Here is a 12,615-nt window from a genome sequence, read left to right as displayed (position 1 = left end):
CAAGACCCATACTTGAGCGTAGCGAGGGAAGCATCTTGCGGCTTTCCCGCGGAAAGCGTCCGCCACAAGCGTAATGTATAAAAATCAACAGTATCGTTTAACAGACATCAATCTATGAACATTTGCTAGTTGCGTAAGTAAATATACACCCGGCCCATACCCGATACAAATTGAGCGGAATAAGAATCAATTTAATCTTTCATTTATGCCTGTCGATAATAGATCGAGTCCAAGATCGGCCGATAGCCGATTTCTTGATAAATATGGTTGGAAGTAGGGTTTGCTAAATCGGTATAAAGCGACGTACTTTTATAGCCCTGGTTGAGTAAGTGCTGTGATAAATGAGCAACACATGCGGTCGCGTAACCTTTTTTTCGTTCTTCCTTCGGCGTGAATACCAAATTGATGGTTACATTTGTTTTCGTCGGCCGGGTCCAACAAGCCATTGATACCGGTTGGCTATTAACTTCCCAAACAAAAACTCGTTCTTCTTTCATCAATTTGGTTGCTTCTTTCTTTGCCTCTTCAAACGTGATTACTTCTCCTATCTCTTCACAAAATTCATGAATCCAACGGCAGATGATTGGAGTATCTTTTTCTATGGCTTTTCGAAATAACCCGTTTACTTTCGGAAGGGGTGCGACTTCCGTTAATTGATAAATCCGTTGCCTCATTCGGACCTCGTACTGTACTTTTGTCAATCGTTCATATGCCTTAACGAGGGAATGAATGGTCTCTATTTTTCCTATCAATCCTGGCACTTGAATTTTTTGCTGATATAACCAAAGAGCAATGGCTTCTAAATCCTGTTCATCTAATGCAGAAAATGTCGCTACAATGATTTGTGCTGGGTTCGTTTGTAAAAACCCCATGACGACTCGATTCTCTTTTTCTACTAGTCCCATAAATATTGGAGAGTTGGTTTCATTTATTTTTAACAAAACGCCGTAAAATAAATTGTGCGCCGCTTCGTTTTTTTGAAGCAATGGTTCCAGTCGTCTACGAAATAAATGTACTGAGTGATACTGTTTCCCCTGCATGTCCATCCCCTCATTCAATCATTTTTGGAATTTTTTAAAATTTTACCATCTGCTCTCCTAGTTTTCAATAAAAGAAAAACTGACCCACGAAGAAGAGTCAGTGAATGATACTTGACATACAGTTCATGAATTGTTTGATTGTAAATATTCATCAAACCTATCGATAATCATTAGAAATCTTTCTGCTTCTCGGAACACATGGTCTGCCAACAGTGGAGGAATATTGCTTTTTATTTTACACTCTTCAATTAGCTCTTTCGCCGCTTTTTTAAAATTCCGGAGCGAAGCCACCGACACTCGATTTTGATCAAGAAATTGGGTTAAAATGGGTTTGGTTTCTGATTGTGGTCGCATGGAATCTAAATCGATGGCTTGATAGAGCAATTGATCAAAATCATGGCTAAATTCTCTCGCTTGCTCGACGAGTTTTCTTTCCGAAGGATCGAGCAAATGACCAATAAATTTCGCGTGATCAGCCATTACTTTTAAGAAAAAGACGTTTTCTTTAATGACAGACGCGGGAGTTGGTGTGAGCTTTCCTTCATTTAATTCTTTTAGTCGATTAGCAAAATAGGCTGCCTCTCGACTAGTGTGATCAATTAATAAAGCGTAGTTATTGGACCGAATTTTACATTGTAACGTTAGCTCCAACACTTTTCGTTTGAACGCCCAAATTTGAACTGCCGCTTCATACACGTGTCGATTAAATTGAGCGATTTGTTGTGGATCGGCCGATACTGAAAACCGTTCCAGTTGCTCTTCAATTCGTTCAAATTTCGGAATAAAACTTCTCGCCTCTTCAATTAATGCAGTATCATCGTAATGAAATCCTAAACTTAAAAACAACGCATGTTCTTTCATAATGCGCGACCAAAAACGAATTTCATCAAGCGACCTTGAAACAAACGCCTCTTGCAATAAAGCCACCCCTTCGTTCATTTATCCTCTATCATCTTATTCTTTAAAAAAACGATTCATGTATTGGTGGCGTTCTTACAGGATCTAATTTCAAAAAGATAGATAATAAGAAAATGAGCTATAATTGTTCATGTTTACATAATATTATTATTGTGAATTTGAATAAATAAACGTATCGTTGTTGCTCATTAATCGATAAAATTTCTCACAAACAAATCGTTTTTTCTCATAAAACGAAAATCATTTCCCATAAATAAAACTTTTTTTCTCATAAATTGAAAATTTTTTCCCATAACGAGTCTTTGGTGCTCATTTCTAACATCATGTGTCATTTGTGCTCATAATCCAACAAATTTTCCAATAAACCTGTCATTTTTGCTCATAAATTCAATTTACTTTCCCATAAATGTGTTATTAGTGCTCATAATTCATAATTTTTTCCCATAAAACTGGCATTAGTGCTCATAAATCCTAAATCTTTTCCCATAAACCTGTTAATTTTGCTCATAAATTCAACATATTTCCCATAACGAGTAATCTGTGCTCATAATTCTAAAATTTTTTCCCATAAACCTAGTAATTTTTCTCATAAATTCAACATACTTTCCCACAAACGTGGCATCGGTGCTCATAAAATTAGAAATTTTCTCATAAACAAATGATTTTCCTCATACCCAAAACTTAAAATATTTGATTTAGTAAATTCTATATTCTCACCGCAACCGACTAAAAAGTGATTAATTTAAACTTGTAGTTTATACTTTTCTACCTCAATCTCCGCTTCCTTCATTTTGTCCTCCCCCATTTTTTCAATCACGTCTTTTAATTGTGTAAGGAAGCTATCAAACTGAACGTATTGATTCATTTTGTAGGTCATGGCATATTCAATCTCCAGCCAGGTTGAAATGTCTGCCTCGTTATGTTGCAGCTGGACTTCTAGTTTATCCAAGGCATTGGCAACTTTCGCTTCATACGTTTCTTTATGTTCAAACTCCATCCATAAGCGATATAGCTCTTCACCCAGTTCATGCGGGAGTGAATGTTATGTAGAGCTTCCAATTCTCTTTTTCTCTTTTCGTTCTTGATTATTAATTGTGTCGAAAGCAGGAATATCGCCAGCCTCCGCTTCCACTAGGTCATGGATAATAATCATCTTTAATAATTTTTCGAGATTCACTTTTTGATCTAAAAACGGTTCGACTAATATTGCCATGAGTGACACTCTCCACGTATGCTCAGCAACGCTTTCCTGTCTTCCATTGGATAGCCAACTGTGGCGTAATTCCATTTTTAATTTTTCAGAGAGTTTGAGTATGTTCATTATTTTATCGATTTTTTCAATCATAAAACGTCCTCCATATATAGTTAAAAGTATTTCATTGTAAATTAACGTTTTGTTTTTGACTAGTATGTTATTTACATAATATTTTTATCGTAAATCCGAGAAAATGCTATTTTTTTAGATTTCTATTCAAATAGAGATAATTTCCTCCATAACCATCAGGACTCTCACATAGGTCCCAGTGTTTACTCGTTTCCTTTTTCTAATTGTTGAAAATGGTTGTTCCACCTTTTTAATGTTTTAGATGAATTACCTCATTCTAAAAATTTCATCAGTTCTTGAATCTTGTGTTGAGCTTCTCGTTCACCTGCGTCAATGCACTCTCGGATTTTGCTTGTGTCAAACGCTAAAATGTGCCCAACTTCTGGACGAAAAACCACATCCGCATACTTAAGATTGGCACGGCGCTGCCTTGTCATCATAATGGTGAACGAACGATAAACCACCTCAAAAAGATTACGTGGCTCCTGTTCTTCATGTTCTCTTTCGACATCCACAGCAATAACTACATCCATCTCTTCTTCCCGAAGCAAATCAGCTGGAAGGTTATTCAAAACACCCCCATCCACCAACACTTTGTCTTGATAATGAACTGGAGAGAAAATACCTGGTACCGATGTGGTGGCTCGAATGGCTAAACTAAGACTTCCTTCGTCAAAAACAAAAACTTTTCCTTTTATTATATCTACTGTAACCGCCCGAAAAGGAATCTTTAGATTCTCGATTTTAATATCCCCAAGTCCTTTTTGTTCTAAAAAATGGATAAGCATGGCGTATATTTTATTTCCTGCTATGAGCCCACGTTTCCGAATTCCGAGATCCATGAATCGATAGGATGGAGTGCTCAAGATAAATTCTTCAATTTCTTCAATGTCAATACCAGCGGCGACTAAGCCTCCAATTGCACCTCCCATGCTGGTGCCTGCAATAAAATCAATCGGTATTTCGTACTTTTTTAAAACTTTTATTACACCAATGTGGGCTAATCCGCGTACCGCTCCACCGCCTAAAGCTATGCCTACTTTCATATCTATTCTGTCCTTCCTTCACAGAATTAGTTTACACACTAAATCAGCTCATGTTTTCATTTAATAATCCTCTCCCACCTATACCTCTTTAAAGTGAGGAGACTTATGGTAAAAATATTATAATATGTTACTGAATAATTTTGTGTAGGTAAAAGACTTTACAGAACAAAAGCTAAACACGGGTAACAACAAAGAGTGCCATTCTTTCTTTAACATTCCCCAACAACTGAACAATCATTTTTTTACTATATACTTATGCAGCGTTGGTATTAGATGTTTATTCAAACGTTGCAATACCATATTTCGATCATCACACAAAAAATAACTGTCGTTCATATGGTGCAAGAATAAAAAATGATTATTCTTTTCCGCAAAACAAAAATCCCCCAACGCCGTTTGCGCTGAGGGATTTTGTTATTAATACATTTGCAAATATTGTTCACGTTCCCACGGATGCACTTGTGTGCGGAACATATCCCACTCGATTTCTTTCGCTTCTACGAAATGTTCGAAAATGTGTTTACCAAGTGCGGATACCATGACTTCGTCTTGTTTTAATAGTTCAAGCGCTTCGAAAAGGGTTGCTGGTAAATCAACGATTCCTGCTTCAATGCGCTCTTCTTTTGTCATGACATAAATGTTTCGATCAACAGGTGCAGGAGGTGTCAGTTTGTTTTTAATTCCGTCAAGACCAGCTTTTAATAGAACAGCCATCGCTAAGTATGGGTTGGCGGATGGGTCAACACTACGAACTTCGATACGAGTACTCATACCGCGAGAAGCTGGAATACGGATGAGTGGACTGCGGTTTTGGGCAGACCAAGCGACATAACATGGTGCTTCGTATCCTGGAACGAGACGTTTATATGAGTTTACTGTTGGATTTGTTACTGCAGTAAAGTTTGGTGCATGTTTAATGACACCAGCCATAAATTGGTATGCCGTTTCGCTCAATTGTAGTTTTCCGTTTGGATCAAAGAACACATTTTCCCCGTCACGGAATAAAGAAACATTGGAGTGCATACCTGAACCGTTCACACCGAATAGTGGCTTCGGCATAAATGTTGCATGAAGTCCGTGTTTACGAGCAATCGTTTTTACGACTAGTTTGAACGTTTGAATATTGTCACAAGCTGTTACAACGTCGGCATATTTAAAATCAATTTCGTGCTGACCTGGAGCAACCTCGTGGTGAGATGCCTCGATTTCAAAGCCCATTTCTTCAAGCTCTAACACGATGTCACGACGACAGTTTTCCCCTAAGTCCGTTGGTGCTAAGTCGAAATAGCCACCTTTGTCGTTCAATTCTAAAGTTGGTTCACCTTTTTCATCAAGCTTAAATAAGAAAAATTCTGGTTCTGGCCCTAAGTTAAAATCAGAGAAACCTAGGTCTCGCATTTCTTGCACAATACGTTTTAAGTTGTTACGAGGGTCCCCTTCAAACGGTGTACCGTCTGCATTGTAAATGTCACAGATAAGGCGGGCAACTTTTCCTTTTTCAGCTGTCCAAGGAAACACAACCCACGTATCTAAATCTGGATACAAGTACATATCAGACTCTTCGATACGAACGAACCCTTCAATCGAAGACCCGTCAAACATCATTTTGTTGTCTAATGCTTTGTCTAATTGGCTAATTGGAATTTCTACGTTTTTAATTGTTCCTAAAATGTCCGTAAACTGGAGGCGAATAAATTTAACATTTTGCTCTTTGGCCATGCGTTTAATATCTTCTTTTGTGTACTTACCCATGGAAAAAATTCCTCCCTTAAAAGATGTCTTTTTTTATTAATGGAAAAAGCGAGACATATCACCTTGACGTAAAGACGTTCGGTTGAAACGTCCCACTTCATATAACTCGGTTCGCAACAATTTTCGCAACTCATCTTCAGATAGTTCACGGCGTACTTTTTCTTTTGCCGCTCCTTCAATTTCTTTTACCTCATCTTTAACAGCAAAAACTTTTTTAATCCCCGCCATGTTAATTCCTTGGTCTAACATGTCTTTAATTTCTAATAAGCGATCAATGTCGTTAAGTGAAAAGAGCCGGCGATTTCCTTCGGTTCGTGCAGGAGAAATGAGTCCATGTTCTTCATAATATCGAATTTGGCGGGCAGATAAATCCGTTAGTTTCATTACAACACCAATTGAGAATAACGGCATGGAGCGTCGAATATTTTTTTCACTCATTTCTTATCCCCCTTTCATGGAAAATCACCACTTAACGATTGCTTAATTAATGCCATTATATGCAATGTAAAATTTTCTGTCAATATGATGTTAGGTTTTCTTACATGAAAATTTTTATCTAACCATCATTCAAATGAAAAAAGCTGACTAATCCTAAACGAATCAGTCAGCTTTTTCCCCTCAAACTTCTATTAATGACTTTTCAATTAATCGGTTTAAGGCCGAGCAAACAGCTATTTTCACATGCCCGTACGTAAGCCCACCTTGGACATAAGCGACATACGGCGGACGAATCGGACCGTCAGCAGATAATTCAATGCTAGCCCCTTGAATAAACGTTCCTGCAGCCATGATGACATCGTCTTCATATCCTGGCATGTAGCTTGGATATGGGGTGACGTGCGAATTTACGGGTGATGCATATTGAATCGCTTGGCAAAATTCAATCATTTTATCCCGGTCATCAAATTGAACGGATTGAATTAAGTCTGTTCGTTTCGCATCCCAAGAAGGATGAGTATTCATTCCGACTTTCTCTAACATCGCGGACGTAAACACGGCTCCTTTTAACGCTTCCCCGACAACGTGTGGGGCTAAGAAAAAGCCTTGATACATTTCAAGTAGGCTATATAACGACGCTCCCGCTTCGGCTCCGATACCAGGTGATGTCATTCGATAAGCGCAAGCATCGACCCATTCTTTTTTTCCAACGATATATCCACCTGTTTTCGCTAAGCCGCCGCCTGGATTTTTAATTAATGATCCGGCCATTAAGTCCGCTCCAACATGACATGGCTCTTTATCTTCTACGAATTCTCCGTAGCAATTATCCACAAACACGACCATGTCCGGTTTAATCGATTTGACAAACCGAATCATTTCACCAATTTCATCGACGGTAAACGACGGACGATTGGCATATCCTTTCGACCGTTGAATTCCAATCATTTTCGTTTTAGAAGAGATGGCTTGTTTTACACCATCCCAATCGATTGATCCGTCTGGTAATAAGGATACGGTTTGATAATCAATACCAAATTCTTTTAAGGAACCAACCCCGCTTCCACGAATTCCGACAATTTCTTCCAGCGTGTCATACGGTTTTCCGGTAATATAAATTAGTTCATCCCCCGGTCGTAATACCCCAAACAAGGCGATCGAAATGGCATGAGTACCGGAAATAATTTGCGGACGGACAAGCGCCGCTTCGCCCCCGAAAACGTCCGCGTAGATTTTTTCCAACGTGTCCCGGCCGTGGTCATCATATCCATAGCCAGTCGACGGAATAAAATGAGAATCGCTCACTTGATGGGCTTGAAAACTTTTCAAGACGCGGAATTGGTTATATTCCACACGCCGACGAATCTCTTCATGAATCGGAGCAATTTGTTGCTCCACTTCTTGGACCAGTTTTTGTAGTTCTTTTCCATAGGTGAGAAATTCGAACATGCTTGTACTCCTTATCTATCTTTATCTTGTATTGGAAAAACCTGAACAGCGATACATTTGCGTTCCTTCATCAAACGTACACTCGGTTAAGATTGTCTCTTGTTTTAAGCGTGACAATGTTTTCCCATCCCCAGCAGGAACATAACGCACATATGGTTCCATTTGTTTGATCATTTCTTCTTCGATTCGTTCTTTTAATCGTTCACGGTCATCTTTTCGTAAGGCACTGATTTGAATTGAGTCAAATTTCGGGGACGGAACAAAGTCCGGATGTACCGAATCCATTTTATTGTACACAATTAGCTGTGGCAAGTGATTCATTTCAAGTTCCGTTAATAATTGATGTACCGTTTGTTCGTGTTGTTCGTAATCTGGATTTGAAGCATCGACGACATGCAGTAGTAAATCCGCCTCTTTCACTTCTTCTAGCGTCGAGCGGAACGCAGCAATTAACGTCGTCGGTAAGTCTTGAATAAACCCTACCGTATCTGTTACAAGGGTCGTAAATCCACTTTTTAACGTCATTTTTCTCGTTAACGGGTCGAGTGTGGCAAATAATAAGTTTTGTTCAAATGCATCCGCAACAGTTAAACGGTTAAATAATGTCGATTTTCCAGCATTTGTATATCCAATTAGCGCAATTTGAAACGTACGATTCTTTTTCCGGCGCTCCCGATACCGATCACGATGGTTTACTATAACTGCTAGTTGCTTTTTAATATCATCAATGCGTCTTCGAATATGACGGCGGTCCGTTTCGAGCTTCGTTTCCCCTGGTCCACGTGTCCCAATGCCTCCTCCTAGACGAGAAAGCGCCGTTCCTTGTCCCGTGAGTCGAGGGAGCAGATATTGCAATTGGGCTAATTCTACTTGCAGCTTCCCCTCTTTTGATCGCGCTCGTTGGGCAAAAATGTCTAAAATCAGCTGCGTGCGGTCAATAATACGCGCATCAATGACCGAAGATAAATTTCGAAGTTGGCTTGGGGACAATTCATCATTAAAAATGACGACATCTGGCTGCAGTTCCTCCACCAACGCTTGCAATTCTCCGACTTTCCCTTTTCCGATGTATGTTGACGGATGAATTTTCTCCCGTTTTTGAACGACTTTTAGTAACACTTCTCCTTGCGCGGTGTGCGTTAAGGAAGCCAATTCTTCCATCGAATAATGGAAGCGGAGGTCATCTTGGTCGATTTGACATCCAACAAGAATCGCTTTTTCTTTTATATTTTCCAACGATCATCCTTCTTTCTAATTTAATCTGATTTCCATTGTATACGAAAAAATGAATCAATGGAAATATCATTTTACACACGAGTTTTCCGAAAATAGAAACAATTACTATTTTCTATCATTTATGTTGCATTCCCCCTTTCCTGTCCTTACAATCAGATTGGTTGAAGTTTTGTCAGGACAAAAAGGAGTATGTGTGCCGATGACTTGGGAAGTGCTAAGCATTATTGGGACCATTGCGTTTGCGGTTTCTGGAGCGATTGTCGCTATGGAAGAAGAATATGATATTTTAGGAGTTTATATATTAGGAATTGTTACAGCCTTTGGTGGTGGAGCGATTCGAAATTTATTAATCGGTGTTCCGATTTCTGCGTTATGGGAACAAGGAATGCTGTTTCAAATCGCTCTATTATCCATTACAGCGGTATTTTTATTCCCCAACAACTTATTAAAACATTGGCGCCGCTGGGGGAACTTTTTTGATGCGATTGGGTTATCGGCCTTCGCCATCCAAGGAGCCCTATATGCAACCGAAATGAATCACCCTATAAGTGCGGTCATTGTTGCGGCTGTATTAACCGGTAGTGGTGGAGGAATTGTTCGCGACGTGTTAGCTGGTCGGAAGCCATTAGTATTGCGGGATGAAATTTATGCAGTCTGGGCCATTTTAGCAGGGGCATGTGTTGGTTTAGGCATGGCCTCCTCCACGCTTGAGTTATTGGTGCTTTTCGTTATCACGACTGTTTTACGGATTTTATCTTATACGTTTAAATGGCGCCTTCCGAATCGCAGTTTAAGGTCGAATCAATAAAATAAGCAAAATGGTATTTAGGAGAACACAAAACGGTGTGTTCTCCTTTTTATTTTGGAATACTTTGATAAAAATCTGTTAATACAAAGCTACCAATTAAATAATATATGTTAATATAATCTAAAAATTGATTGGGTGGTTGATAATGGAAATTAGGAAATTAACTCATGCAGATGCTGAGATGTATTGGGAATTACGACTCGAAGCCTTGCAACAAAATCCAGAAGCTTTTTTAACAACGTACGAAGAAGCGATCAAAAAGAAAAATCCGATCGAACAAGTATCGAAACGACTTGCGACAGAAGGAACATACAACTTTGGTGCTTTTATCAATAACGAGCTCATCGGAGTGGTGACGTTAGTGCAAGAACAACATGCCAAAATTCAGCATCGGGCCAACATTTTTGCTATGTATGTGACACCGAAAATGCGAGGGATTGGTGTCGGGAAAGCTTTGCTTACAGAAGCGATTAATCAAGCGAGACGTATACCGGAAATTGAAAAAATTAATTTATCCGTTGTCGCAAGCAACGAACCGGCAAAACGTCTGTATCAACAACTTGGTTTTGAAGTATATGGAACAGAAAAAAAGGCACGTAAAATAAATCATACGTATTACGATGAGGAGCATATGGTGTTGTTTTTAACATAGGCGTGTTAAACGATATTGAACTTGATTCATTAAACGTTTCTTCCACTGACTTCTTTTCTTCCTCTTTATTGAAGTAAAGTTCTTCCTTTTCAGCAAGTTTTGCTGCTTGCTGCTTTACAATCGAAGAAACGCCTAATGGAATTCTGTCATTGACATGATGATACACCCTTAAAATATCCAATAACCCTGGGCGTTCCTCTTCAATAAATGCTTTTAAATCTTCTTCTCGAATGGTATATCCCTCTTGTTTATACGGAGACCCTGTTGCAATGATTTTTCCTTCTCGTATCCACTTTCGTAACGTTTGTACGGAATCCGTAATGTAACAATCCTTAAGGATTTTCAAAGCCTCTTCCGTATTTAATAATCGTCCCTTATGTCCCTCCAAGAAGTTGGTTCTATTGAAACTATATGAGACAGTCCTTTTTATGTTGCTTTTTTATTCAAAAGGTTCTGTTAAACTTTATTGTTGATTTTTCACAAAAAAGAAAAAGGCTAAATTTTTATCAGCCTTTTTGTATGTCTTCTTCAAATAATGCACCCGTTAGCCACCTATGAAGCGAGCTTCACCACAGATAATGGAAGTTCATTCGTTCTTCCATGGGAGTTGAAGTACAGTATTTCACAAAATTATTAGTTCTGTATCTCTCCGTGGTCAATTTCTTCAATGATTTCTTTAGTACCATCTTCTTTGACTATCATAACTTCTACATTTTTTACTGGGCTAATGGCATACCAAAACCTTTTTTCTCCTTCAACGGTAATAATTTTTGCTGGTTCCTCACCTGCATATACTTCAATTATTGAATTGTCACTGATTGGTCCAGAATAAATATAAGGTGTTTGGTGCATGGAAGACCATTTAACAGGTGTATTCCACTCGGCTCCTCTTGTTTGTTTCCATACCCATTGATTATCTTGTTTCTCAAAATAAGCTATGAAAATCTGTTCTCCTCGATTATTATGCTCTTTAAATACTGCGATAGCATCATCTTCGTGAACTGCATTTAACTCTGTATGAACAAGAGTGTACGAATAATTTTCTTCTTCTTTGTGCATTTCCTTCATTTCTTGGTGAAAGAATTCTTCAAATGTTTGTTCTTTTAAACACCCAACTAAAAACACTATGTAAAGTAAAAATCCGACAATTATCTTTTTTTTCAAATTTATATCCCCCTATAAAAATCTTCTTCTATTATCCTGTCCCGTTTGCACAAGAAGGAAAAAGCGAAACCCCTTCTTGAAGTATCGCATCCTTTAGTTACTTCACTACAGATGTTGGAAGTGAATTCGTTCTTCCATGGGAGACAACAACGCCCCATCTATGTGACACCATCAGAAGGATGAAAATACTAATTTTCAGGATAGTTCAATAAGAACAATGTGATTTATAGGAATCTACTGTTGTTTTTTTAGATGGTAAAGTGAAGATATTGAAGATTTTTTACTTAGAATTTTCCAGTTTACGTACCCTAAATAAGTTCCAAAAGTATTTAATATCAAATCATCTACGTCTGCTGAACGCCCCATTGGAAAGATATATTGAACAAACTCAATTAACAAAAATAACAATAAACCTGTTAAGGTTACGTTTATCACTAACCTTTTTTTAAATGATTTACGCAAAGATACAAAAAATCCTAATGGAACGAATAATAGAATATTTAATCCCAAATTACGAATGGGTACTGTTATATCAACAGAATTAAACATAATGTTATACATACCTATAAAAGTACTCTTGGCATCTCAATAACATGGAAATTTGGAAAAACAGTTACTAATAAAATACCAATTATGGTAAATACCAATAGAATATTTACAACTACCTTTTTAGAGTCAACAATCCTTTTCCTTAATACAAAATAAGAAATAAGACCGACGAATAAAACTACTATTAAAAATAAAGGAACTAAATCACCAAATGCTCTCCATAATTGAACCACTGTCTG

12 protein-coding genes and 2 pseudogenes are annotated in these 12,615 nt (G+C 38.1%); 2 read left to right on the top strand and 12 right to left on the bottom strand.

The annotated features are described in order from the left end of the window. Positions 1 to 203: 203 nt before the first annotated feature. The 8 genes and pseudogenes from ABES52_RS13405 to hflX form a co-directional block, all read right to left on the bottom strand. Entirely contained in the window at positions 204 to 1,040 is an 837-nt protein-coding gene (locus ABES52_RS13405; RefSeq protein ID WP_429651683.1) for a GNAT family N-acetyltransferase, read from the bottom strand. A gap of 123 nt (positions 1,041 to 1,163) precedes the next feature. Continuing rightward, the gene (locus ABES52_RS13400; RefSeq protein ID WP_429651682.1) at positions 1,164 to 1,979 is read right to left on the bottom strand and encodes a DUF2935 domain-containing protein; all 816 of its coding nucleotides are present in this window, start codon (positions 1,977 to 1,979) and stop codon (positions 1,164 to 1,166) included. Between the two features lie 721 nt (positions 1,980 to 2,700). Further along, positions 2,701 to 3,279 (bottom strand): annotated as a pseudogene (locus ABES52_RS13395) (HD domain-containing protein). A 275-nt stretch (positions 3,280 to 3,554) separates the two neighbouring features. Next, positions 3,555 to 4,328: a patatin-like phospholipase family protein gene (locus ABES52_RS13390; protein WP_429651681.1), complete on the bottom strand. Its 774-nt coding sequence runs from the start codon at positions 4,326 to 4,328 to the stop codon at positions 3,555 to 3,557. Between the two features lie 417 nt (positions 4,329 to 4,745). Further along, complete coding sequence (gene glnA / locus ABES52_RS13385; RefSeq protein WP_429651680.1) at positions 4,746 to 6,080, bottom strand: type I glutamate--ammonia ligase; 1,335 nt, start codon at positions 6,078 to 6,080, stop codon at positions 4,746 to 4,748. Positions 6,081 to 6,116: 36 nt separating this feature from the next. After that, on the bottom strand, positions 6,117 to 6,518 hold the full coding sequence (locus ABES52_RS13380; protein WP_429651679.1) for a MerR family transcriptional regulator: 402 nt from the start codon (positions 6,516 to 6,518) through the stop codon (positions 6,117 to 6,119). Positions 6,519 to 6,698: 180 nt separating this feature from the next. Then, positions 6,699 to 7,967 carry a methionine gamma-lyase family protein gene (locus ABES52_RS13375; protein ID WP_429651678.1) on the bottom strand — a complete coding sequence of 423 codons (1,269 nt, stop codon included), beginning with the start codon at positions 7,965 to 7,967 and terminating at the stop codon, positions 6,699 to 6,701. Between the two features lie 21 nt (positions 7,968 to 7,988). Further along, positions 7,989 to 9,203, bottom strand: a complete 1,215-nt coding sequence (gene hflX, locus ABES52_RS13370; RefSeq protein ID WP_429651677.1) for a GTPase HflX — start codon at positions 9,201 to 9,203, stop codon at positions 7,989 to 7,991. 199 nt (positions 9,204 to 9,402) lie between these two features. Between hflX and ABES52_RS13365 the strand changes: the two genes are divergently transcribed. Together ABES52_RS13365 and ABES52_RS13360 are read left to right on the top strand one after the other, a co-directional pair. Continuing rightward, positions 9,403 to 10,011, top strand: a complete 609-nt coding sequence (locus tag ABES52_RS13365) for a trimeric intracellular cation channel family protein (protein ID WP_429651676.1) — start codon at positions 9,403 to 9,405, stop codon at positions 10,009 to 10,011. A 145-nt stretch (positions 10,012 to 10,156) separates the two neighbouring features. Next, a complete protein-coding gene (locus ABES52_RS13360) occupies positions 10,157 to 10,663 on the top strand; it encodes a GNAT family N-acetyltransferase (RefSeq protein WP_429651675.1) in 507 nt (168 codons plus the stop codon). A gap of 205 nt (positions 10,664 to 10,868) precedes the next feature. Here the strand turns inward: ABES52_RS13360 and ABES52_RS13355 are convergent. The 4 genes and pseudogenes from ABES52_RS13355 to ABES52_RS13340 form a co-directional block, all read right to left on the bottom strand. Then, positions 10,869 to 11,051, bottom strand: a pseudogene (locus ABES52_RS13355) (helix-turn-helix domain-containing protein); the annotation flags it as partial. A gap of 245 nt (positions 11,052 to 11,296) precedes the next feature. Next, positions 11,297 to 11,827 carry a hypothetical protein gene (locus tag ABES52_RS13350; protein WP_429651674.1) on the bottom strand — a complete coding sequence of 177 codons (531 nt, stop codon included), beginning with the start codon at positions 11,825 to 11,827 and terminating at the stop codon, positions 11,297 to 11,299. 234 nt (positions 11,828 to 12,061) lie between these two features. Next, entirely contained in the window at positions 12,062 to 12,376 is a 315-nt protein-coding gene (locus tag ABES52_RS13345; protein ID WP_429651673.1) for a VanZ family protein, read from the bottom strand. Positions 12,377 to 12,390: 14 nt separating this feature from the next. After that, positions 12,391 to 12,609: a hypothetical protein gene (locus ABES52_RS13340; protein WP_429651672.1), complete on the bottom strand. Its 219-nt coding sequence runs from the start codon at positions 12,607 to 12,609 to the stop codon at positions 12,391 to 12,393. Positions 12,610 to 12,615: the final 6 nt, after the last annotated feature.

Origin of the sequence: Aeribacillus pallidus (genome assembly GCF_050478865.1) — a bacterium.
Lineage (GTDB): Bacteria > Bacillota > Bacilli > Bacillales > JACDOC01 > JACDOC01.
Note: the sequence above shows the minus strand (reverse complement) of the source record. Positions and strands in the feature narration are given on the sequence as shown.

What these genes read in the sequence shown, in the direction of transcription:
- ABES52_RS13405 (WP_429651683.1), bottom strand. Translation starts at nt 1,040, where the DNA reads ATGCAGGGGAAACAGTATCACTCAGTACATTTATTTCGTAGACGACTG.
- ABES52_RS13400 (WP_429651682.1), bottom strand. Translation starts at nt 1,979, where the DNA reads ATGAACGAAGGGGTGGCTTTATTGCAAGAGGCGTTTGTTTCAAGGTCG.
- ABES52_RS13390 (WP_429651681.1), bottom strand. Translation starts at nt 4,328, where the DNA reads ATGAAAGTAGGCATAGCTTTAGGCGGTGGAGCGGTACGCGGATTAGCC.
- glnA (WP_429651680.1), bottom strand. Translation starts at nt 6,080, where the DNA reads ATGGGTAAGTACACAAAAGAAGATATTAAACGCATGGCCAAAGAGCAA.
- ABES52_RS13380 (WP_429651679.1), bottom strand. Translation starts at nt 6,518, where the DNA reads ATGAGTGAAAAAAATATTCGACGCTCCATGCCGTTATTCTCAATTGGT.
- ABES52_RS13375 (WP_429651678.1), bottom strand. Translation starts at nt 7,967, where the DNA reads ATGTTCGAATTTCTCACCTATGGAAAAGAACTACAAAAACTGGTCCAA.
- ABES52_RS13365 (WP_429651676.1), top strand. Translation starts at nt 9,403, where the DNA reads ATGACTTGGGAAGTGCTAAGCATTATTGGGACCATTGCGTTTGCGGTT.
- ABES52_RS13360 (WP_429651675.1), top strand. Translation starts at nt 10,157, where the DNA reads ATGGAAATTAGGAAATTAACTCATGCAGATGCTGAGATGTATTGGGAA.
- ABES52_RS13345 (WP_429651673.1), bottom strand. Translation starts at nt 12,376, where the DNA reads ATGTTTAATTCTGTTGATATAACAGTACCCATTCGTAATTTGGGATTA.